Origin of the sequence: Bacillus sp. BR3(2024) (assembly GCF_039134555.1) — a bacterium.
GTDB lineage: Bacteria > Bacillota > Bacilli > Bacillales > Bacillaceae_G > Bacillus_A > Bacillus_A cereus.
Genome location: NZ_CP152433.1, coordinates 4,490,919 through 4,514,042 on the forward strand (window position 1 = coordinate 4,490,919; position 23,124 = coordinate 4,514,042).

Sequence of the window (23,124 nt, forward strand, 5' to 3'; positions counted from 1 at the left end):
CATTATAACATACACTTATACAATAAGGAGGCTTTCATTTGGAATATACTACTACATATAAATTAGAGCTATCCGAACGATTCGATTATGTTACGATTGACTTAGACAAACAGTTTTTTTACATCGAAGTTGTAAATTTACAAAGTAATATAACTGTACTAAAAATATCAATTAACTTGCAAAAAGACGAAACGATGGTAGAGGGAAATATAATTCATTATGATACTTTTCACGTAGATGCATTATTACAAGGATTGAAATATGTTGCTCGAACATGTATTGATCACAATTTAAAAAACCAAAAGGAACTGTTTGCATTTTTAGAAGAAAATTAGCTCCAACAAAAAAATGGTTATTTTTTCTTTTTATTGATATAATTGTTATATAGAAATATTCTTTATAAGGGAGTGTTCATAATGATTTGGATTTCACTAATCGTATTAGCTTATTTCATCATTCTCGTCCCAATACAGTACAACTACATTAAAATGCTCAAAGAAAAACAGAAAAAAATGAGTGTCTCACAAAACGAACTATATGACAACATGTCTTATGAAGAATCCCAAGTACATTACCATTATCAAAGTAACGTATTTACAATACCTGCTTCGCTTGTCGCAAGTATTATTTATAAAGTGAACCATGCAGCATAATATGTACGCTGTAAAATTATTGTTTGAGTCTGTTCATTCTAGTGAGCCTGATTCTACGAAAATTGATGAGTATTATGAAGAGAATCACGATACACTTTTTGAAGAAAGTATTATTCTTGTTAAAGCAAACAGTTTGGAAGAAGCTCATGCACTAGGCGAACAAATCGCTATACAGTCTGAGCATACGTACGATAATAAGTACGGCCAGCAAATAACATGGACGTTTCGAAAACTATTGCATGTGTTTGAATTAGACGATACCCCATTTGAAACTGGAAAAGAATTGTATGCAAGATTTTTACACGTTAAGAAAGACGAAATGGTAAATGCAGTCGTACAAAAATACTATCCTGAATACGAATAAAAGCTCACAGCAATCGCTGTGAGCTTTTTTATACTTACTTCGTTGAATCTCTAAATTGGATACGGTGAGGTAAGATAACAGTGTGATCTTCCACTTTTTCTTTGTTCATATACTTTGTTAATAGACGCATTGCTACTGCACCGATATCATACATCGGTTGAACAACTGTTGAAAGCTGCGGACGAACCATTAATGCAAGGCGTGTATTATCGAAACCAAGTACTTCTACGTCAGTTGGTACGTTTAATCCAGCGTCTTGTGCTGCATGGATTACACCTAGTGCCATTTCATCAGAAGATACGAAGATTGCTGTTGGCTTTTCATCATTGCTCCAAAGCTTTTCGAATGCTTCGATACCTGAGTCATATGTGTAATCTCCATCGATTACAAGATTTTCATCATATGAAATACCTGCTTCTTCTAAAGCTTTTTTATAACCTTGTAACTTCTTCGCGCTTCCCGCTTTATCAATGAAAGGACCAGAGACGAAACCGATACGTTTATGTCCTTGCTCGATAAAGTGCTTCATTGCATCATAAGCTGCTTGTGTATAATCAATATTTACTGATGGCGTTTCATTTTGCTCATCAAATGATGCTGCTAATACAATTGGTACTGGAGATTTTTTAAATTCTTCAATGTGAATGTCTGTAATATCTTCACCCATGAAAACAATTCCGTCCACTTGTTTTCCAAGCATCGTATTTAATAAATGGAACTCTTTCTCTTTGTTTTGGTCAGAGTTACTTAAAATGATGTTATATTTGTACATTGTTGCGATATCTTCAATTCCACGAGCTAGTTCTGCATAAAACGTATTTGAGATATCAGGAATAATAACACCTACTGTAGTTGTCTTCTTACTTGCTAGTCCACGTGCTACCGCATTTGGGCGGTATCCTAAACGATCAATTGCTTCTAATACTTTCTTTCTTGTTGTAGGCTTTACATTTGGGTTACCGTTCACAACGCGTGATACGGTAGCCATTGAAACGTTCGCTTCACGCGCTACATCATATATTGTTACGTTCATCTCATCGCACACTCCTTCTATTTTTGTTATCTATTTTTATGTATCGGTTACTTGAATGAAAAAAAGACATCAACTCTATTTGCAGATGCCACCAATCGTCCCGAGTTCTTCCTTTTACTAATGATACGATAAAAACGCAGGCTCATACAATATTTTCCCGCAAAAGTTTCGAAAAAATTCGCTTCTTTTCTCGTATTTTCGTATTTTTTATGAAAAAAGGGCATTTTTTGTAAAAAAATAGATGTTTCCTTAGTAGAAATCTTATTTTAAGCAGTACGATAGTAAATGAAATTTATATCGGCGATTTTTCGAATATATCGACTGTAACTCGAAATATATCAGCGATTTTCCAAATATATCGACCGCAACTCTAATTATATCAGCGATTTTTTAAATATATCAACTTACCAACAAAAATCGACAATGACAGTCGCTATACAATAGGAGAAAGCTGTTCCAAAATGCCTTTTTGGAACAGCTCATTAAAAGTTTTTATAATTTACTTCCAAATGATTTTAATTCATTCATAAAATCATTGAACTGCGGTATATTCATTTGTTGCGCTGCATCAGATAAAGCTACAGCTGGATCGGGATGTACTTCAGCCATAATTGCGTCTGCACCAATTGCCATCGCTGCTTTTGCAGTTGGTAAGAGAAGGTCACGTCGCCCTGTAGAATGCGTTACATCGACAACGACAGGTAAATGTGTTTCTTTCTTTAAAATCGGCACAGCGGAAATATCAAGCGTATTACGCGTCGCTCTTTCATACGTGCGAATACCTCGTTCACATAAAATAATGTTCCCATTTCCCTTTGCCATAATATATTCTGCCGCATTAATGAATTCTTCAATCGTTGCTGATAGACCACGTTTTAATAATACTGGTTTATTCACAGCACCAGCTGCCCTTAGCAAATCAAAGTTTTGCATATTGCGAGCGCCAATTTGAATAACATCAACGTAATCTAATGACATCTCAATATCATTCGGATTTAAAATTTCACTAATAACAGCCAAATCATATTCATCTGCTACCTGGCGCAAAATTTGTAATCCCTCTAATCCAAGACCTTGAAAATCATACGGTGAAGTACGTGGTTTAAACGCACCACCACGCATTAATTTCAGACCTTGCCCTTTCATTGCTTCAGCAACTTGACGTACTTGTTCATAACTTTCCACTGCACACGGTCCCATAATAAAATGCTGATTTCCGTCACCAATTTTTTCACCATTAATTTCAACAATCGTATCTTCTGTTTTTTTCTTACGAGAAACAAGTAATGCTTTACGATGATCGTCTTCTTGTAATTCTAAACCAGCTTGAAAAATTTGTTTGAAAATATGTTGTAAAGTCGAAGTTTCAAATGGACCATTATTATTCTCTGCAATTAAATCCAGCATATTTCTTTCACGTACAGGATCAAAACGTTTCACACCTTGTACTTCTTTTAAATTACCAACTTCTTGTACGAGACGACCTCTTTCGTTTAGTAACTCTAATATTTGTAAATTAAGTTGATCAATTTCAGAACGTAAACGACCTAATTGTTGTGATGCCATAAGAAAGCCACCTCTTTCAAATTCCTATATGTTACTTTTTTAAGATAATTTATTATAGCTGATACATATACGATTGTCACACGATATACAGCAAGGAATTACTATCAAAAAACATTATATATTTTCATTTAAAATAAAAAAAAGACAGTTTACATACTGTCTTTTTTTACAAGAAGGAAACAAACGGTTTATCACTGTTTTTCTCTTTTATAATAACGGCCTCAATTTTACTCTCGGACTTGATCTGTAATTGTACTTTCGCATCTTTAGGCAATTTGTCTAACATGCCTTGAGCAGCCAATTGGGTAAGAGCCATTAATTCTGTTTTACCGTTATATTTAATAACAATATTCATATTTAATGTATCCATTTGATCTTTCTTATAAGAAACTTTAGCGTTGACTGGAATAAAATCTCCATTAGAAAAACCTTTTATTTCCTTAGCAAAGTTATTTATTTTTGTATTATCTTCTCCATGTGCTTGTGTAAATTCATCAGAAGGATATGAATACGACTTTTCATCGATCGTACTCCAATTTCCAAGGTTCGTATCATTCTTTTGAACAGTAGCACTAGCAATATACGTACCATTTTTTAAAGAACTTGTACTTTCTTGCTTAAAGATAGCAAACGTAATTGGAGATTTGTTATATTTATCATTTTTGTTAATAGCTTCAATAAGTTGTTTAGCAACTTCAGTCCCTTTAGACATAGCCTCTTCATTCGATACACTTGAAGACATAGCTAAGCCAATCATAACACCAGATAAACTTAATTCATTTGAATTCTGTTTTCCGAAATAATCTTGTTCTATAATATTTGTCAAAACTGGCGCTTCTACTTTCGCAACTAGTTCATCAATTAGTTTCTCTGGAATATACTGGTTTAATTGCAGTACGTGACTCTCTGTATCAAATTGCTGCGTTGCAATATTTATTAAACCATTTTCATACTCTGCTAAATCTAATTTAGAATTTGTTTTTATATTAGCTGTATTAATAACCTTTTGTTCTTTTAAAGGAATAACAGTTCTATAATAATCTTTAGAAACAGCAGTTCTCGGAATCATACTTTTTTCTTTTGTATCTTTTTGTATAACTTCATCCTTCTTACTAATCGTATTACTATTGTTACTACAAGCTCCCAGTAATAAACTTACGACTGCGAAGGATAATGCCATTTTCTTCATTACTTAAAACCTACTTTCAACAATCTAGTTATTTAGTTTGAACTATTAATAGTGTACCACTAAATATATTTCAACAAAAACAAAAAAAAGAAGCAAGCACCTTTAGCTTGCTTCTTTTTACTTTATATTCTCTTCTAAAGCATCTTTTTTAATATTCCAATGAGATGTATTCCATACTACCATCCCATCTTTTATGTATAACACTTGCGGTGATTCATGTCTAATACTGTATTGTTCTGCAACACGATTTGACACATCTCTCGCATCTTGTACGTATAAGTAATACGCTGGTACTTCTCTTTCTTCGCTGCAATACGCTTGAAATTCTGTGTATGCACCGTGACTAATTGGGCATGTCGTACTGTGTTTAAAAAGAACATACGGCTCGTTCTTTTCTACTAAGACTTCAAGCTCTTCAATTGTTTCAAGTTTTGTCATATTCATCACGATTCACCTCTCATACGAAATCTAGAGCGTTTCTCTTTCTTTTCAGCTTTTTTCTCAATTCTTTCTAATTTACGCTCTTCTTTTTCAACCTTCTTCTCTTGTCTCGACGCACGGTAATGATTGTATACTTCAATCGCCGCACTGCTCCACTGTACAACTTGCGCTACTTTATCAGCGTTATTTTCAATTTCGTCCGTTACAGAGTCTGATACATTACGAAGCTTCGTATTTAAAGATTGGATTGTCGTTCCAATCCCATCTACACCCGCTACCACTTTATTTAATGACTGTGACTTCTGTTGAATATCATCAGCTAACGCATTCGTTTTATGTAATAATTGCTCTGTCTCTACGCTAATTCCTTGCATTTGTTTTTCTAAACCTTCTAACGTGCTTGCAACGTTTTCTAACGTCTTCTGAACCGATAACAACGTTCTACATACATACACTACTAATACTGCGAAAGCAACCGCGATAATAGCCGCACTTACATATAAAAGAACTTGCATTTCATCACTTCCTTTATCTTTTTCATACTTTCCCCTATTATACAATCATTTTCCGTTTCATTCTAATCCCTATCTCATCATTAGAATTTTCATACTTATTCGTTAACTGTAACATAAATCATTCAACAAATTCCACTAAGTAGGTTACAATAGGAGAGGATACATAATTAGTAGGGAGGCTTTACATATGAAAGATCCACGTATTGAAAAGTTAGCATACAATTTAATTAACTACTCTATCCGCTTACAAAAAGGTGAAAAAGTATTAATTGAAAACTTTGGCTTACAAAAAGAACTTGTAACTGCACTTGTAAAAGAAGCATATGCAGCTGGTGGTTTCCCATTCGTCTCTTTAAAAGATCATCAAGTAGATCGCTCTTTATTAATGGGTGCTACTGAAGAACATTTCGAACAAATCGCTGCATATGAAGCAAGCGTAATGAAAGACATGGACGCTTATATCGGCCTTCGCTCTGGCGATAATATTAATGAACAAGCTGACGTTCCAAGTGAGCGTATGAAAGTTCATGGCCAAACAGTTGGTAAAAAAGTTCATAGAGACATTCGCGTTCCAAAAACACGCTGGGTTGTTCTTCGCTACCCAAATGCTTCTATGGCACAGCTTGCTAAAATGAGTACAGAAGCTTTCGAAGACTTCTACTTTGAAGTATGTAACTTAGACTACGGTAAAATGGATAAGGCGATGGACAGCCTTGTTACATTAATGAATAAAACAGATAAAGTTCGTTTAACTGGTCCTGGAACTGACTTAACATTCTCTATTAAAGACATTCCAGCAATTAAATGCTCCGGTCATTTAAACATTCCAGACGGTGAAGTATACTCTGCACCAGTTCGTGATTCTGTTAACGGTACAGTTTCTTACAACACACCATCTCCTTACAACGGTTATACATTTGAAAATGTACAACTTAAGTTCGAGAACGGCCAAATCGTTGAAGCAACTGCAAACGATTCAGAACGCATTAACAAAATCTTCGATACAGACGAAGGCGCACGCTACGTTGGTGAGTTCGCAATCGGCGTAAACCCATACATCTTACATCCAATGGGAGACATCCTATTCGATGAAAAAATCGATGGCAGCTTCCACTTCACTCCTGGACAAGCTTACGACGATGCATGGAACGGTAACAACTCGAACATTCACTGGGATTTAGTATGCATCCAACGCCCTGAATACGGCGGCGGCGAAATTTACTTCGACGACGTACTCATCCGTAAAGACGGACGCTTCGTTGTAGCTGAATTAGAAGCTTTAAATCCAGAGAACTTAAAATAATGAAAAACGCCCGGAATTATGTTAACGGGTTCGGTTTTGAGGTACAAAATCAGAAAAAGCAATGCAAAAAACAACTGATTTAGCTTGAATTTTGTACCTAAACTAATACATTTAATAGCATAGAAAAAAGCATCAATTTCAGATGCTTTTTTCTGTTTTCAAGACAACATAACAAGATGTCTTTTTAATCCTCTATACGTTTGTTTTTATCAGGTCCTTGAGAATAACAGTCGTCATTTTGTTCAAAACCTTCTGGTTCCCAATTCTCCTCTGGGTAGCCATTCTTTTCAAAAATATCTCTTAAATACCGTATAGCTTCTGCCCATTTCACGAACTCTTTATATTCGAAAGGAGGTTGTCCTTCATCATTCCATACTGCCCAATTTTTATTAGGTAATTGGGTTGCAAACCATTCTGCATCGGGAGGGATAATGAATATGTGAAAGGAATTGTCCATTAACTCATTCCAAGTAGAATATCCAAGACTTTGGCTAAACTTTTCCAAATCGCTAAAAAATAGTTTTTTTATTATTTTTTTCATTGTGTTCATCTCAATCCCCCTTCTTTTTGAAAGAAATGATTTTCTTAAATAGATAATATCATTTAACTCATATTTTTTTCTACTTATACGAAGCCTCTGAGCAGGTGTAGCAACAATATCGGAATCTATTTTAGCATGATTTCCAAACATATGATATTGGCTATTGTCAATACGTTAATTACCAATAAACCTTATTAAATCAACAAAAACAAAAGGTTCAAATCATATACGATTTGAACCTAAAATTATTACCCTATTTAAGTTATTGTACTCCTAATCCGAACCCGTTAGAATTATATCCGAGCGTTTTTTTATTATCCTCACTCTATATCGAGCTACTGTTCTTACTTTTTGTTTGCTGAAAATGAAAATAATATAAAAGTGCCACTGCGATAGTACCTATTAATATTGGTACATATAAAGGCAGGTTCCATTTCATATTTATCCTAGTGCAGATAGCAAACACCAGCATAATTTCCAAGCAAAAAAAAGGTTTTATATATTTCATTTCTTCCCTACCATTTCTATTTTCACATGTGGATTTTCTTTCTCTATAAGCGCCAAGAATTCATCCATATTTTGCGGCATCGCAACCATATGTACTTTATATGCATTCGTCGTAATTTCAAGAGACTTTCCGACCTGACGTATAATTCTCACATCTTTTAATACAATATCATCATTTAAAATACCGTACTTTAATACGCCATTTTCTACTTTATGTTTTTTAATAAATACTTCCCAAACGAGTGGTACATTTACAATGAAGCATAAACCCATCCCAATCAACGCTGACATCCAATGCGCTTTATTAGTGAAAAGCATGACAATTGGATATATAAACATAAAAACTAACGTAAGGCAAACGAAAATGACCACTGACTTACTTCTTTGAATTGGAAAGTTCATACCTACACCCCCCTAATCCAAATTATACCACTATTTCCATTTTAGTTCATAGAAAAAGGCCATTTCTAAATGACCTTTTACACAATGTACCTATAAAATTTCTTATCTACCTGTAGCACCGGAAAGTTTTTCGGCAACTCGTCTATACTCACACTTTGAAAACCATTCTTTTCATAAAAACGATGTGCCGCTAAAAATTTTACTGTTGTTCCTAAGTAAATATCTTTCAATTTTTTATCCTCAGCCCATGAAATTGCTGTTTGAAGCAACATATGTGATGCGCCCCATTCTTTTCCGCGAAACTCTTTTTGTACGAACATTTTTCTTAGCGCTACTTGATGATTCTCAATATCTAATAAAGCTACTGTTCCAACTACTTTACCATCATAAATTGCTACCCAAAAGTTTCCGTGATCCTTTTGATAGAATGTTTCTATTTCAAGTAAATCAGGTTGCTCTTCTTTCGTAATTGAAACATTATACTCTTTTTGCTGAATATGAACGATAAGATCTACTACTTCCTCTTGAAACGTACTTTCATATGGAACAATACGAATCTTCTCGTTCATCGAATCTCTTTCCATTCTGAAGCTAGTAAACTATATACAGCGATATCATGAAAATGATCATATAGCCATTCTTCATCTCGTAAAATACCATCTAACTTAAATCCTAAACGTTCTGGAATTGCGCGGCTTTTCGCATTTCCAACACCGCACCGAATTTCAATTTTATTCAGCTTTAAATTTTCAAATGCATAGTGAAGTACAGCCTTTACGCTACGCGTCATAATACCTTTCCCGCCAGCATCTTCTGCAAGATAATACCCAAGACTCGTCGCTTTCTTCCCCCAGCTCACTGGATGAATGCCTACCATCCCAACGAGCTTTCCTTTGTAACGTATACCACTTTCAAAACCGTCTCCCTCTGCAAACTTCTTTAACCACATCGGAAAAATTTCATCATAAGCATCAGCAGATTTTGTCCCATCTACCCAAGGGAGCCATTTCCGTAAATGATTACGGTTTTGATCTAATAATTGATATAATTCCTCTTTATGATGTTTTTCTAGTAATTGTAGTTCGATTTCGTCATCTACTCGGAGTGTGAACATGTTTTTTAGTCCCCTTTTTAGTTTTCTTATTATTCTAACATTTACATTTCAAAACGCGTACCAATATATCAACGATTTTTGAAATATATCGAACACAACTCCATATATATCGACGTTTCAACATTAATGCACAACCACGACAACACAAAAAAGACGCACAGCCAAGCTATGCGTCTTTTCTATTATTTCTCTGCAACTTGAACTTCTTTTACGTAAGCCGCTTCGAATTTTTGGATGTCACCTGCGCCCATGAAAATTAGAACGCCGTTTTTATGTTTCTTTAATACATCCGTTGTTGTATCTGTAATTAATTCTGCACCGTCAATACGCTTTTGCAGATCTTCGATTGTTAATTCACCTTTGTTTTCACGTGCTGATCCGAAAATATCACATAAGTATACTTGGTCAGCTTTGCTTAGGCTTTCTGCGAACTCATCTAAGAACTTTTCTGTACGTGAGAATGTATGTGGCTGGAATACAGCGACAATTTCACGCTCTGGATGTTTTTGACGAGCAGCTTCAATCGTTGCATTAATCTCTGTCGGATGGTGTGCGTAGTCATCGATGATTACTTGCTCTCCCATCGGCTTTTCATTAAAGCGACGTTTTACGCCTTCAAAAGTTGTTAATTGATGTTTTACTGCTTCTACATCAACATTTTCATAATGGCAAAGCGCGATTACTGCTAACGCATTTAATACGCTGTGATTGCCGTATCCTGTAATTTTGAACGTATCATAGTACGTGTTACGAACGAATACATCAAATATCGTACCATCTGTTCTCTTTTGAATGTTGCGTGCTTGGAAATCATTATCTTCTCCAAATCCATAGAAAATAACAGGTACTTTCGCTTGAATTTTTTGAAGTTCTTCATCATCTCCACATGCAATAATGCCTTTTTTCACTTGCAATGCCATCTCTTGGAATGCACTGAATACATCATTGATGTCTGCAAAATAATCTGGATGATCAAAATCAATATTCGTCATAATTGCATAGTCTGGATTATAAGACAAGAAATGACGACGATACTCACAAGCTTCAAATACAAAATACTTACTATTTTCTACCCCATGCCCTGTTCCATCTCCAATAAGATAAGATGTTGGGTGTGCACCTTGCATTACATGGGCTAACAAACCTGTTGTTGATGTTTTTCCGTGTGCACCAGTTACAGCAACACTTGTGTATTGGCTCATCAGGTCACCTAAGAAATGATGGTAACGATGGACTGGGATGTTTAATTCTTTTGCTGCTACGATTTCTTCATGCGTATCAGGAAATGCATTTCCTGCAATAATCACTTGTCCTTCTTCTACATTATTCTTATCAAAAGGAAGGATCGAGATACTACGCTTTTCCAACGCTGTTTGTGTAAAGAAACGCTTTTCATAATCAGACCCTTGAACAGTATGCTTCATATCATGAAGAATTTGCGCTAATGAACTCATTCCTGTTCCTTTAATTCCTACAAAATGGTAAACTGTCATCTTAAAGAACCTCCAACATTTCGAACTAATACAACGGCCTATCTATAAGACAGTATATGAATCTTTTCTTATTTTGGTAATCATCATACATTTTTGATGTAGTGAAGTTATTCTTTCCATTCACTTATCAGGATAAACTCGTACGTACTTCTTTATATGTCCATAATAAGTCCATTATAGCAAAAAAGAAGCCGCTATACTATGATAACAGAAAAACTGATAGGGTCAATCACCTATCAGTTTTTCTCTCTTTTACATCTCTTCTCTTTTTTCTAATTGAACACGCTCTAAACGTGGGTTTGGACGATATTTACGACCAGCTTTTGCTTCTGGTTTCCCATTTAGTTCTACATTATCACCAGTAAAGCCAATATTCATTTTTAATAAGCTACTTCCTACCCCGTATATGTCAACAGGTACGTTTTGAGCTTCAAATTCACGAATACGCTTCTCATCAAATCCACCAGTTACAACGATGTCTACATGCTGGAATCCTTCTTCATCAAGTGCTTTACGAAGTGCGAATACAAGCGATGGGTTTACACCACGTGGATCGAATGTTCCAAGTACTTCTGGGTGGCGAATAAAGTATTGATCAATCATCGTGCGGGACGTATCTACACGTACACCTTTTAATGTTGATCCAAATTCACGCGCTACACGAAGTGCATCTGTAATAACATCATTATTGTAATCAATTAGTACAACTAATTCATCTTCTGGGAATTTCTTATGATATGCTTTTGCCGCTTCCACAACATCACCATTAAACATTTGAATTAATGCGTGAGGCATCGTCCCCATACCACTTTTGCCCCACCATTCATTCATCGCATGCGTCGCTTGTGCGCTCATACCTCCGATGTATGCTGCATAACCGTCACCAGCTTGTTGTGTATAATGATCATCACGGTCTCCCATGAAAATAACTGGTTTTTCTTTATCTACGCTACGCGCAGCTTGGACAACGTTATATACGTTTGTCGCAACCGATGTACGACGAGCTAAAATCCCATCAATGACACCTTCTAAAAATCCGAAATTTTCATAAGGACCATGAATTGTTAACACTGTTTCAAATGGACTAATTTTATCGCCATCTTTTAAAGAGTTAATTTCAAGTTCCTCAGGATTTTTAGCGAATGTTTGTAGCAATGCAATTACTTCATCCGTTCCGCAAAGAACTGCATTTTCCTTTTGGAAAAATTGCATCGTTACAACACTTTTCGGGCGAAATTCTTCGATGATTTCTCTAGTTTTTAAAAAGTAAACGGCAGAGAACCAACCTTCTCCAACACGTTCGTCAAATTTAAATGTTTTATTTGTTAGTCTATTTATTTCACCTTTTAATTTTAATTCAATTTCTTTCATGTCGCTTTACTCCCTACTTTACTATCCAACATTTTCTCTTAGTATACAGCAAAACCGTTTACTATACATTTGTTTCCTGCATAGCGGCAAATTCATCCTCAGAAATAAGGACATCTCTCGGTTTCGTTCCTCTACCTTCAGAAATAATTCCTTGCGATTCCATCTCTTCAATGAGACGTGCCGCGCGATTATAACCGATGCGGAATTTTCGCTGTACAGAAGATGTGGACGCTCCCCCTTGTTCTACAACAAATTGACATGCATCAAGGAACAATTCGTCTTCCGACTCAGCTTGTTCTGTTTTCGCTAATAAATCCTCTTGCTTAAATAAGTAATTCGGCTTCATTTGCTTTTTCACATGATCAACTGTTTTTTCAATCTCATCATCCGATACGTATACACCTTGTACACGAACTGGTTTAGATGTACCGTTCCCTAAGAATAACATATCACCACGGCCAAGTAATTTCTCCGCGCCCCCAATATCAATAATCGTACGCGAATCAACTTGAGATGATACAGTAAACGCAATACGCGTTGGAATGTTTGACTTAATTAAACCTGTAATAACATCTACAGATGGACGCTGCGTCGCTACTAATAAATGAATACCACAAGCACGTGCTTTTTGCGCAATACGACAAATCGCTTCCTCAACATCACCAGGTGCTACCATCATTAAATCGGCTAACTCGTCAATGACAATAACGATATAAGGTAATGTCTCTCCTGGAATTTCTCGCTCACTTACAATCGTATTGTAGCGAGTTAAATCACGAGCACCAGCATGCGCAAACAATTCATAACGGCGTTCCATTTCCTCAACTGCCCATTTTAATGCAGCTGTAGCTGCTTTTACATCCGTAATAACAGGTGCTACAAGATGCGGAACAGAATTATATGGTGCAAGCTCAACCATCTTCGGATCAATTAACATTAACTTCACTTCATGTGGTTTCGCTTTATATAAAATACTCGTTAAAATGGCGTTAATACACACACTTTTACCTGAACCCGTTGCACCCGCAATAAGTCCGTGCGGCATTTTTCGAATATCCGTTACAATTGGATCCCCTGAAATATCAAGTCCAAGCGCAACAGTAAGCGGTGATTCACTCTTTGTGAATACAGGACTTCTTAAAATTTCGCGAAGAAATACTGGCTTGCTTTCTTTATTTGGAACTTCAATTCCAATTGCACTCTTCCCTGGAATCGGCGCTTCAATACGAATATCTTTCGCAGCTAAACTTAACTTAATATCATCACTTAAGTTTGTAATTTTATTTACTTTCACACCTGGGTCTGGCTGTACTTCAAAACGAGTTACCGCTGGCCCTTGCGATACATTAATAACATGTGCGCCAACGTGAAAATTATTAAACGTTGTATCTAATAATTCTTTCTGCTCCTCTAACCATTCTGTATTATCTAACGCTGATTGCTGTGGAATCGACAACAGCGCTAATGGTGGAACAGTATATGTCGGTGGTGTATGCAATACATTTCGCATATCGTTCTCTCTTTGATTTACAACATATGCTTTCTCTTGTACTTCCGTACTTGAAATTGGCTTTTGTACTTGCTCTACCACTACTTGCTGCATTGGTTGCTCTTCCACTTGTGGTTCTGCTACTACTTGCTGCACTGGGCGTTCTTCCACTTGTGGTTCTGCTACTTGCTGCACTGGGCGCTCTTCCACTTGTGGTTCTACTACCACCTGCTGCACTGGGCGCTCTTCCACTTGTGGTTCTACTACCACCTGCTGCACTGGACGTTCTTCCACTTGTGGTTCTACTACCACCTGCTGCATTGGGTTTTCTTCCACTTGTGGTTCTGCTACTACTTGCTGCACTGGGCGTTCTTCCACTTGTGGTTCTGCTACTACTTGCTGCACTGGGCGTTCTTCCACTTGTGGTTCTGCTACCTCTTGTTGTACTGGCTTATTCTCTACTCGTACATTAGCAGGAGGCTGCATTGCATTTGCTCTAGCTGCATGTCTTTCCATTAATCGTGTTCTATCTTGTTTCAACATAACAACATTAAATGGTACATGGCGCTTTTTCTCACGTTTTGGTTCTTCTTTTTGTACAACTGGTTGCTCTTCTGCGATTGGTGTTTCTTCTACAACTCGTTGCTCTTCTACGACTGGCGCTTCTTCTACAACTCGTTGCTCTTCTGCGACCTGTGCTTCTTCTACAACTCGTCTATTTTCCTCTGTTTCTGCAATTAAAACATTCGCAAAGCTTTGAACATCTTTCTTCGTTTGTTCATCAGCCTCAGCAACATGTATGAATTCACTCTTTTGTTCAATTGCTTCATCTTCTTGCTGAATTTCCTCAAGTGCTACAAATGTCTCTACTACAGACGCTTTTGTTTCTGCAATCACTTCTGTTTCTTCTGCTTCCGCAATTACTTCCACTTCTTCTAACTCTTCTGCTTCCGCAATTACTTCAGCTTCTTCTGACTCTTCTGCTTCCGCAATTACTTCCACTTCTTCTGACTCTTCTGCTTCCGCAATTACTTCCACTTCTTCTGACTCTTCTGTTTCTGTAATTACTTCAGCTTTTTCTGACTCTTCTGCTTCCGCAATTACTTCCACTTCTTCTGACTCTTCCGTTTCTGCAATTACTTCCACTTCTTCTGACTCTTTCGCTTCCGCAATTACTTCCACTTCTTCTGACTCTTCTGTTTCTGCAATCACTTCTACTTCTTCTGCTTCCGCAATTACTTCCACTTCTTCTAACTCTTCTGCTTTCGCAATTACTTCAGCTTCTTCTGACTCTTCTGCTTCCGCAATTACTTCCACTTCTTCTGACTCTTCTGTTTCTGCAATTACTTCAGCTTCTTCTGACTCTTCTGCTTCCGCAATTACTTCCACTTCTTCTGACTCTTCCGTTTCTGCAATTACTTCCACTTCTTCTAGCTCTTTTGCTTCCGCAATTACTTCCACTTCTTCAGGTGCCTCTGTTTCCATAACTACTTCTTCAAGCTCTTCCGTTTCTGCAATTACTTCTACTTTTGACACTTCTTCTGGTATTTCCACAATGATTGTTTCTTCAAGTTTTTCTTCTGCTTTGACAATCACTGATTCTTCTGGAGCTTGCTTTTCTACTTCAATAGTAGGTTGTTTTATTTCTGTGTTACGTTTAATTTCTTCTGATAATATTGTATCCTCGTGCTCTACTTTAGAAGCTACTAATTCTTCTTGTAGATTGTTTTCGTTTAACACCACTACATCTTTTTCTAGCTTAGCACTTTCCATCTGCTCAGCTACTGTTTTATGAAGTAATTCATCCGCTGAAACTTCCTGCGGTGTACTCATTTCTTGAATCACTTCTTTTTCTTCTACTAAAGGCACTTGGCGTTCGATTTCATAACCGTTTTTCTCTAGCCATTGATCAACTACTGACTTTTCTTCCTTTTTATTCTCTTCATATTGTTGCTCTCCTTGCTGGTTAGCAGCTCTATGACTAGAAGAAGTTGGTGCTTGTCCTTCTGAGAAATCAGATAATTTATATCCTTTTTTCTCTAACCATGCATCAACGACTGATTTACCCTCTACAGATATTTCAAGGTCTTCTCTTTCCTTTACTTCCTCCTGCTTTTCTTCCTTTTTCTCTACTGAAGGACGATTATATCCATAAATTGGCGAAATCATTTCTGTTGGACGAAATGGTCTACGGTTACTCTCTTGCGAAGGTGCAGATACCTTTTTAACGACAGACTCCCGCACCGGTTCATATTGCACTTCCGGCTCTTCATATGTAGAAACTACCTTTTCCACATACGGTCGTCTGCTTCTTTCCACCTTTATTCCTCTTTGGGCAGTAGGTTCTTCATATGTTACTCCTTGAACAGGTTGTTCTTCGAAGCGATTTACTTCGCTTTCATCCTCTTCATCGAACCCATTATCCGGTACTAAAGGAAAACGGCATTTACCTGCATTCCTACTTGCCATTTGTGCTTCTCTTGCTTCAGTGTAGTGGTTTACACGAGGAATTTTCGGCTGACTTTCAATTTGCTTTGGTACTTCTTTATTCATCGCTGTTTGTTCTTCCTCTTTGTTAAACAGCTTTTTCATCCAATCTAACATGCTTACCACTCTTTCTACTAAATAGTAACATCCTTTATTGTATCAGCATTCGGCAAAAAGTGCAGGTAAAATTAAGCATGTCATATTTATCCACAATATTCTAATTTACGAGTGTTTCATATGGAAAAACGCAGCCTTTCATGTAAGACTGCGCTTAAGCTTTACTCTTCCGATATGCATCTATACTATCCGTTACACTTTGCAATAAAGAATTTACATACTGCGGGTCAGATAATTTTTTATCTTCTTCATGGTTTGACATAAACCCAAGTTCTAATAACACACCAGGAACCTTTGCCCAATTAAATCCAGAAAGATCATCCCGAAATTTAATTCCATTTACTTTTACTTGCTGGTTCTCCCTCATTTTATTTATAATCATTTGAGAGATTTGAAGACTTTCCGCATAAATCTCTTTCGTATACGGACTTCCTTCTGCCGGCGTCAATACAGCAAATCCACTTTCGTTTGGATTTTCAGAACCATCTGCATGAAGACGTAAAAATAAATTCGCCTTATGATTATTTGCGAATGTCGCCCGTTCTTTATTACTTATATCAACGTCTTGTGATGTTCTCGTCATTAATACTTGTATCCCTTTTGCTTCAAGCTTTTCTTTTAATAAAAAAGCCATTTCTAATACAAGTACAGCCTCTCTCTTTTTCGTCACAACACCTGTTGTACCGTCTGTCACTTTATATTTTTGCGTTGTTGCCCCTGGTCCAATTGGCTCTAAATTTAAATTCGCTTTTTGTTGATGCCCTGGATCAATAACGACGAGAAACTTCTCTTGTTTTTCATTACTCCCTACTTTTTGTTCATTATTTTGCACTGGTTGCTCAGTTGGCTGTACTGGCGTAGTTTCTTCTTTCTTTTCCTCAGATGATACTTCCTCTTGCTTATGTTCTACTTGCTCATTCGTTTGAATTGCTTGCAATTCTTCGTTTATTTCTTGTTCTTGCTGTTTTTCTACCGGTGCGTCTTCTTTGGTATCTTTGTTTTTCTCTTGTATAGAAGATGTAGTTTCTTTTTTCGGCTGCTCTTGTGAACAACCGGCCATATATATTCCAATGAATGCAATCATGCTCATTATTTTTATATACTTCATACTTCTCTCCCATCACTTTGCACCGGATTCAAAGTTTTTCTTATAATTGCCCTATAATCTCATCCATATTTCCAATATAAACTGGCTGCCATTTTTCTGTACCACGTTCTGCAGTATAAACCGGATAAGCGTCATCATCTATATTTACGAAAACTGGATCGCCCATATCCGTTTCATATCCAATTGTAATCCATCCTTCTTGCCACTTTCCGTTTTCTTCACTTATTAATGAATTTTTATGTTTATCGTATCGGTAACCGATTTGTCCTTTTTCTAATTCACTTTCACTAAACACATATATTTCATAAGTACCTAGCTCAATATCTTGCTGTTTTGAAGTTTCAATTCGTTTTAGAAGTTCTGCGATTTTTATTTGTTGTTTCATACGTCTATCCCCTTCTATTTTTCTAAATTTTAACTAGTTTGTTTATAAAATACAATATAGATTTTAAGAAAAAAGGTGACATCCTTATAATATGAATGATTTTTTGAATATATCTGTCACAACTCTACATATATCAACGATTTTTCAAATATATCTATCGTAACTCTACATATATCAACGATTTTTTAAATATATCTATCACAATTCTCAATATATCAACGATTTTTCAAATATATCTATCGTAACTCTACATATATCAACGATTTTTTAAATATATCTATCACAATTCTCAATATATCAACGATTTTTCAAATATATCTATCGTAACTCTACATATATCAACGATTCGACACGGAATATCGACTTACCAACAAAAAATGACAAAACAAAAAGAGAGGCTGCCCAAAAGGACAACCTCTCTTTTCTTATATCAATTAAAATTTAAACTCTTGTCCAACTTCAAAGCTATCTTCTAATACAAGAATACCTTTTTCTTGTGGAGCATCTGGAAGCTCTAATTCACGTGCAGAGCAGATCATTCCAGAAGAAGGAACACCGCGAAGTTCTGCTGGTTTAATTAACATACCACTTGGCATTACAGCACCAATTTTTGCAACGACAACTTTTTGTCCTGCATCAACGTTTGGTGCGCCACATACGATTTGTAATGTTTCTGTACCGATTTCTACTTTACAGATGTTTAGCTTGTCAGCATTTGGATGCTTTTCTTTTTCAGCTACATAGCCTACAACAAATTTCGGAGAAAGATCTGCTTCTACTGTTTCTTCAAAGCCATTCTTCGCTAAAATTTCGTTGATTTTCTCTACAAGCTCTTTCGTTAATGTAAGGTTGCCTGTTTCTTTTACTTCTAAGTAAGAAGATGCATTAAAGATGTTGAATCCTGCTGTTACATTGCTTTCACGATCATATACGCGTGCAACATCTCCTTTGCGATCAAAAGTACGGTTCTCTAAAGTAATATCTTGTAAGGCAACAATTAAAGTGTCACCAATTCCTTCAAGGTTGTAAAAAACGTTCACTTCGTTCATCCTTTCTCTTTTCCATCTGTCTTCTTCCGATTTTTCGCTAAAATAAAGATTGGTTCAAATTCTCCATCTTCATATACGAATGAAAGTGATGTAATCGGAACATGCCCTTCGGCAAAAAATTTCATTGTCATTTGTGCAATAATATCATAACCGATTTCGTTGACGATATCAGCAATAATTAATACATCTTGGTGAGGAACAGCAACAACCATGTCACCAGAAATCTTTTCACGCATCGATTGTAGTAACGATTCGTTTAAAATACGAGTCGCGTCATACCCATCATTTGTGTTTAAAAAGTAGAATGTATTACCCGCTACTGTGTCTTGTTTAAATTCATAACCTAATGAGCGTGCGTTGAATAATGCCATTTCACGCACTTGCTGTTCTGTAAGTTCTAATTTTTGTAATAGACGCTCATCAATTAGTCGATACGTTTTATTCGAATCTAGCGCGTAGTAAATACGTGTTTCCGCCGTATGATCCGTCATAATAAACGGATTTCCTTCTTCTGCTTGTTTCGGGAAAGAAGTAGAGCGAATAACAGGTAAAATTTTCGCTCCGCTATTTTCTTCTTTATGCATCGCAATTAGCGCTTCTTGTACGTAATAAGCAACTTCTTCAATTGCCTTTTCCTTGTTCACTTCCCATTTTGCCACAACTCCTGGAAGCGATACGTTAATACCTTTTTTGGAGTCTTTTTGTTCAATACGTAAAACTTCTTTCTCACTATCATACTGAAAGTCCCATTCTGGGCGAGATAATTTCTTTATTAACTCATCTTTCATCTTTTTACTTGTCATCTTCATCTCTTTTTTCCTCCCTTCCAAAAAAATAACCTCCCCCGCGAAGGTAGAGGTTGTTTTACAATTCAATTGGCAAATTGCCTTATTTTAAACCTTCAATGAACTCTTCGATTTGTTCTTGTGTTTTACGATCTTTGTTTACATAGCGACCAGTTTCTTCACCTTTATTGTACGCTACAAAGCTCGGAATGCCAAATACGTCTAATTTTACACATAGATCCATAAACTCATCACGATCTACATAGTAAAATGAGAAATCACTATATTTCTCTTCTACTTCTGGCATAAATGGATCTACAAAGCGGCAGTCTGGGCACCATTCTGCTGAGAACATAAAGACTACATTCTCTTCATTTTTTAACTGTTGGAATTGCTCCATGCTTTCTAATGACTTCATCTATATTTCCTCCTCTAACGGGTGCATTTTTCATGTTATAATCTTTCTTTTATACTACCATACATCGCGCACGGTGCAAGGTTTATGCTTGCTTTTTGTCATACTTATATTGCCCAACTAACAACTTAACAACGTGTACAAATAATTCCGTGCGGTCGACATAATCATCTGTAAAAATACCGATAGCACCTTCGTGACTACGAATATCTTTTCGCTGCACAAACTCTTCCATCACTTCGCTTAATTCCTTACCATCTTCAAGAGGTGCTAAAAAATCGTCTGGTAACGTAATACGCGCTCCTCCGGCCACAAATACTTTCCCATCCATTGTTGCTAGCGCGCCCCAGTTACACATAAATAAACCGTGCTCCGTTTTCATTACGCCGCCTTCTAGCCCAATACCAATTGGAGCTTCTCCTTCCTCTAGCGCTCGCTTCGCTCTATTAATCGCTCCTTGCATCGTCTCTTCATCTGAGAAAGGCTGAGCTGATACTCCTGACGGAACAGAAAGAGATGTAATTTCAGCATCTTTCCAAACCTTCTCCACAGCGCCAACCTTCGTTTTATTCTTTGATCCTACTACTACTTTCATTTCGTTCACCTCTATAAAAATTCATCATTCTATTCTAATATCCCTATCAGATACGAATTAAGCATCAACCACTACCACATATCACCAAGTCATCTATTCAGCCTAAAAAAGAAGGTTTTTTCTAGCAACATTACCGTCTTCAAAAACACAAACAGCCTTCCTCTCACTTCCTACTTGGGGTCTTCATACATCATTCGAACACCAATTAAGCACTGACCATTCCCACTCATGGATGGGTCATCTATTCAATCTAAAAAAAGAAGGTTTTTTCTAACAACATTACCGTCTTCAAAAACAAAAACAGCCTTCCTCTCACTTCCTACTTGGAGTCTTCATACATCATTCGAACACCAATTAAGCACTGACCGCTCCCACTCATCGCTGGGTCATCTATTTAATCTAAAAAAGAAAGTTTTTTCTAACAACATTACCGTCTTCAAAAACAAAAACAGCCTTCCTCTCTTTTCCTATCCAGGGTCTTAATACACCATTCGAGCACCAATCAGGCACTAACCGCTCCCACTCATCGCTGGGTCATCTATTCAAGCAAAAAAAAGAAAGGCCTCTTCAGCCCTTCTTCCTCTCTACGCGTTATTCTTAATTGTCTCTAACGTCGTTTTATCTGTTGTTCTCACAAGCTTCGTAATTAATTCTTTCGCCGCTGCATAATCATCAACATGTAAAATTGAAGCATGTGTATGAACGTAGCGCGCACAAACACCAATTACTGCTGATGGGATACCAGAGTTACTTGTATGTACACGGCCCGCATCTGTACCACCTTGTGAAATAAAGTATTGGTACGGAATGTTGTTTGTTTCTGCTGTATCTAAAATGAATTCGCGTATTCCTCTATGTGTTACCATCGTGCGATCGTAAATACGAAGAAGAGCACCTTTTCCTAATTGACCGAACTGTGTTTTGTCACCAGATGCATCGTTTGCTGGACTTGCATCAAGCGCATAGAAAATGTCTGGTTGAATCATATTTGCAGCGGTTTGCGCTCCGCGAAGACCTACTTCTTCTTGTACAGTAGCACCAGAATATAATGTATTTGGTAATGTTTCGTCTTTTAATTCTTTTAACAATTCGATTGCAAGACCACATCCGTAACGGTTGTCCCAAGCTTTCGCCATAATTTTCTTCTCATTTGCCATCGGTGTAAACGGGCAGATCGGCACGATTTGTTGTCCTGGTTTTACACCAATTTCAATCGCATCTTCATAACTATCTGCACCTATATCAATTAACATATTTTTTATATCCATCGGTTTTGCACGTTGCGCGTCACTTAATAAATGAGGAGGAATAGAACCAACAACCCCAATAACAGGACCATTCTTCGTCATAACTTGTACACGCTGTGCTAATAAAACTTGGCTCCACCAGCCGCCTAACGTTTGAAAACGAAGCATTCCGTTTTTCGTAATTTGCGTAACCATGAAACCTACTTCATCCATATGACCTGCTACAAGAACACGTGGGCCAGTTTCGTCCCCTTTTTTCAGACCAAATACGCTACCTAAACCGTCTTGTACAATTTCATCCGCATATTTGCTTAATTCTTGTTTCATAAAACGGCGTACATCATGTTCAAAACCTGATGCACCTTGTAATTCTGTTAACGTACGAAATAATTGTAATGTCTCTTTATTCACGAAGTCCCCTTCTTTCAAACCTTAGTAGAATACCTCTTTTATTGTAACGAAATTTTCGAAATGTTTCTAGTTTCTTCTTTTTTAGCTGTATTTGCTTTATAATTATTATCGGTACACTATTTTTATTTTATAGAATTGAGGTGAATATATGAGCTGGAAAGGTTTAGTAGCAGGTCTTGGCGTTGGGTTCGCAGCTGGTTATCTCGTTGCAAACAAAGTACAAGAACAATCCCATATTTCTTCAGAAAAAGCATTGAAAATGGTGAAACAAGCATTAAGTCATAAAGGTGAAATTACTGGCTCTTGGGTACATATGGTTCCAGAGACATTTGAAAAATATGATGTCGCATATGAAGTTTATCGCGGCGGTCTTACAACGATGTTAAATGATATACAAGAACGATTTGAATTTTTAGTTGATGCTAAAACAGGTACTGTTTTAGAGGTTATAGCAGCATAAAACGGAGGGTTCCCATTAGGTGAACCTCTTATTTTTTTGAAATTGCGGGTATTGATTAAAAGTATATCAGCGATTTTTTAAATA

General features: G+C 36.7%; 25 protein-coding genes. 5 read left to right on the forward strand and 20 right to left on the reverse strand.

Annotation, left to right across the window (positions count from 1 at the left end; translation table 11 throughout):
* Positions 1 to 38 precede the first annotated feature (38 nt).
* From V7S45_RS23140 to V7S45_RS23150, 3 genes are all read left to right on the forward strand, one after another.
* Positions 39 to 335, forward strand: a complete 297-nt coding sequence (locus V7S45_RS23140; protein ID WP_000456864.1) for a hypothetical protein — start codon at positions 39 to 41, stop codon at positions 333 to 335.
* A gap of 81 nt (positions 336 to 416) precedes the next feature.
* Positions 417 to 653, forward strand: coding sequence for a DUF3949 domain-containing protein (locus V7S45_RS23145; RefSeq protein ID WP_000637903.1), 237 nt, complete (start codon positions 417 to 419; stop codon positions 651 to 653).
* A 1-nt stretch (position 654) separates the two neighbouring features.
* The gene (locus V7S45_RS23150) at positions 655 to 1,017 is read left to right on the forward strand and encodes a DUF4288 domain-containing protein (protein ID WP_002164415.1); all 363 of its coding nucleotides are present in this window, start codon (positions 655 to 657) and stop codon (positions 1,015 to 1,017) included.
* A gap of 34 nt (positions 1,018 to 1,051) precedes the next feature.
* Here the strand turns inward: V7S45_RS23150 and ccpA are convergent, their stop codons facing one another.
* From ccpA to V7S45_RS23175, 5 genes are all read right to left on the reverse strand, one after another.
* Positions 1,052 to 2,050: a catabolite control protein A gene (gene ccpA / locus V7S45_RS23155; protein WP_001103297.1), complete on the reverse strand. Its 999-nt coding sequence runs from the start codon at positions 2,048 to 2,050 to the stop codon at positions 1,052 to 1,054.
* A 492-nt stretch (positions 2,051 to 2,542) separates the two neighbouring features.
* Positions 2,543 to 3,616 carry a bifunctional 3-deoxy-7-phosphoheptulonate synthase/chorismate mutase gene (locus V7S45_RS23160; protein WP_000168209.1) on the reverse strand — a complete coding sequence of 358 codons (1,074 nt, stop codon included), beginning with the start codon at positions 3,614 to 3,616 and terminating at the stop codon, positions 2,543 to 2,545.
* A gap of 166 nt (positions 3,617 to 3,782) precedes the next feature.
* Positions 3,783 to 4,805: a CamS family sex pheromone protein gene (locus V7S45_RS23165; protein ID WP_000738025.1), complete on the reverse strand. Its 1,023-nt coding sequence runs from the start codon at positions 4,803 to 4,805 to the stop codon at positions 3,783 to 3,785.
* Between the two features lie 117 nt (positions 4,806 to 4,922).
* Entirely contained in the window at positions 4,923 to 5,249 is a 327-nt protein-coding gene (ytxJ, locus tag V7S45_RS23170) for a bacillithiol system redox-active protein YtxJ (protein ID WP_001057469.1), read from the reverse strand.
* Positions 5,249 to 5,761: a DUF948 domain-containing protein gene (locus tag V7S45_RS23175; protein ID WP_001197720.1), complete on the reverse strand. Its 513-nt coding sequence runs from the start codon at positions 5,759 to 5,761 to the stop codon at positions 5,249 to 5,251. The genes ytxJ and V7S45_RS23175 overlap by 1 nt, the downstream gene beginning before the upstream one ends.
* Before the next feature lie 187 nt (positions 5,762 to 5,948).
* On the opposite strand from V7S45_RS23175, the gene V7S45_RS23180 reads away from it, so the two are divergent.
* Positions 5,949 to 7,064, forward strand: coding sequence for an aminopeptidase (locus V7S45_RS23180; RefSeq protein WP_000654727.1), 1,116 nt, complete (start codon positions 5,949 to 5,951; stop codon positions 7,062 to 7,064).
* A gap of 184 nt (positions 7,065 to 7,248) precedes the next feature.
* Here V7S45_RS23180 and V7S45_RS23185 read toward each other — a convergent pair whose 3' ends face one another.
* From V7S45_RS23185 to V7S45_RS23255, 15 genes are all read right to left on the reverse strand, one after another.
* Entirely contained in the window at positions 7,249 to 7,755 is a 507-nt protein-coding gene (locus V7S45_RS23185) for a hypothetical protein (RefSeq protein ID WP_232732720.1), read from the reverse strand.
* 175 nt (positions 7,756 to 7,930) lie between these two features.
* Positions 7,931 to 8,113 carry a hypothetical protein gene (locus V7S45_RS23190; RefSeq protein WP_088344510.1) on the reverse strand — a complete coding sequence of 61 codons (183 nt, stop codon included), beginning with the start codon at positions 8,111 to 8,113 and terminating at the stop codon, positions 7,931 to 7,933.
* Positions 8,110 to 8,514 (reverse strand): PH domain-containing protein, encoded by a 405-nt coding sequence (locus V7S45_RS23195; protein WP_001010643.1) that lies wholly within the window; start codon positions 8,512 to 8,514, stop codon positions 8,110 to 8,112. Before V7S45_RS23195 ends, V7S45_RS23190 begins: the two co-directional genes overlap by 4 nt.
* A gap of 77 nt (positions 8,515 to 8,591) precedes the next feature.
* On the reverse strand, positions 8,592 to 9,083 hold the full coding sequence (locus tag V7S45_RS23200) for a GNAT family N-acetyltransferase (RefSeq protein ID WP_001003163.1): 492 nt from the start codon (positions 9,081 to 9,083) through the stop codon (positions 8,592 to 8,594).
* Positions 9,080 to 9,628, reverse strand: a complete 549-nt coding sequence (locus V7S45_RS23205; protein ID WP_000494681.1) for a GNAT family protein — start codon at positions 9,626 to 9,628, stop codon at positions 9,080 to 9,082. The genes V7S45_RS23200 and V7S45_RS23205 overlap by 4 nt, the downstream gene beginning before the upstream one ends.
* A gap of 182 nt (positions 9,629 to 9,810) precedes the next feature.
* A complete protein-coding gene (murC, locus tag V7S45_RS23210; RefSeq protein WP_000219468.1) occupies positions 9,811 to 11,121 on the reverse strand; it encodes a UDP-N-acetylmuramate--L-alanine ligase in 1,311 nt (436 codons plus the stop codon).
* A 252-nt stretch (positions 11,122 to 11,373) separates the two neighbouring features.
* Positions 11,374 to 12,492: a nicotinate phosphoribosyltransferase gene (locus V7S45_RS23215; protein ID WP_000658370.1), complete on the reverse strand. Its 1,119-nt coding sequence runs from the start codon at positions 12,490 to 12,492 to the stop codon at positions 11,374 to 11,376.
* 61 nt (positions 12,493 to 12,553) lie between these two features.
* Entirely contained in the window at positions 12,554 to 16,585 is a 4,032-nt protein-coding gene (locus tag V7S45_RS23220; RefSeq protein ID WP_342761507.1) for a DNA translocase FtsK, read from the reverse strand.
* A 154-nt stretch (positions 16,586 to 16,739) separates the two neighbouring features.
* The gene (locus tag V7S45_RS23225) at positions 16,740 to 17,693 is read right to left on the reverse strand and encodes an N-acetylmuramoyl-L-alanine amidase (protein ID WP_025689970.1); all 954 of its coding nucleotides are present in this window, start codon (positions 17,691 to 17,693) and stop codon (positions 16,740 to 16,742) included.
* Between the two features lie 40 nt (positions 17,694 to 17,733).
* Positions 17,734 to 18,078 carry a hypothetical protein gene (locus V7S45_RS23230; protein WP_000813166.1) on the reverse strand — a complete coding sequence of 115 codons (345 nt, stop codon included), beginning with the start codon at positions 18,076 to 18,078 and terminating at the stop codon, positions 17,734 to 17,736.
* 434 nt (positions 18,079 to 18,512) lie between these two features.
* Positions 18,513 to 19,127, reverse strand: coding sequence for a YtpR family tRNA-binding protein (ytpR, locus tag V7S45_RS23235; RefSeq protein WP_001006770.1), 615 nt, complete (start codon positions 19,125 to 19,127; stop codon positions 18,513 to 18,515).
* A complete protein-coding gene (locus V7S45_RS23240) occupies positions 19,124 to 19,936 on the reverse strand; it encodes a DUF1444 domain-containing protein (protein ID WP_000784588.1) in 813 nt (270 codons plus the stop codon). The genes ytpR and V7S45_RS23240 overlap by 4 nt, the downstream gene beginning before the upstream one ends.
* Positions 19,937 to 20,015: 79 nt before the next feature.
* The gene (locus V7S45_RS23245; RefSeq protein ID WP_088344504.1) at positions 20,016 to 20,330 is read right to left on the reverse strand and encodes a thioredoxin family protein; all 315 of its coding nucleotides are present in this window, start codon (positions 20,328 to 20,330) and stop codon (positions 20,016 to 20,018) included.
* A gap of 82 nt (positions 20,331 to 20,412) precedes the next feature.
* Positions 20,413 to 20,922 carry a DUF84 family protein gene (locus tag V7S45_RS23250; RefSeq protein ID WP_000869940.1) on the reverse strand — a complete coding sequence of 170 codons (510 nt, stop codon included), beginning with the start codon at positions 20,920 to 20,922 and terminating at the stop codon, positions 20,413 to 20,415.
* 584 nt (positions 20,923 to 21,506) lie between these two features.
* A complete protein-coding gene (locus V7S45_RS23255; protein ID WP_001031514.1) occupies positions 21,507 to 22,580 on the reverse strand; it encodes a M42 family metallopeptidase in 1,074 nt (357 codons plus the stop codon).
* A gap of 148 nt (positions 22,581 to 22,728) precedes the next feature.
* Here V7S45_RS23255 and V7S45_RS23260 point away from each other — a divergent pair, with 148 nt between their 5' ends.
* Entirely contained in the window at positions 22,729 to 23,040 is a 312-nt protein-coding gene (locus V7S45_RS23260) for a PepSY domain-containing protein (protein WP_000118543.1), read from the forward strand.
* The last annotated feature ends 84 nt before the right edge of the window (positions 23,041 to 23,124 follow it).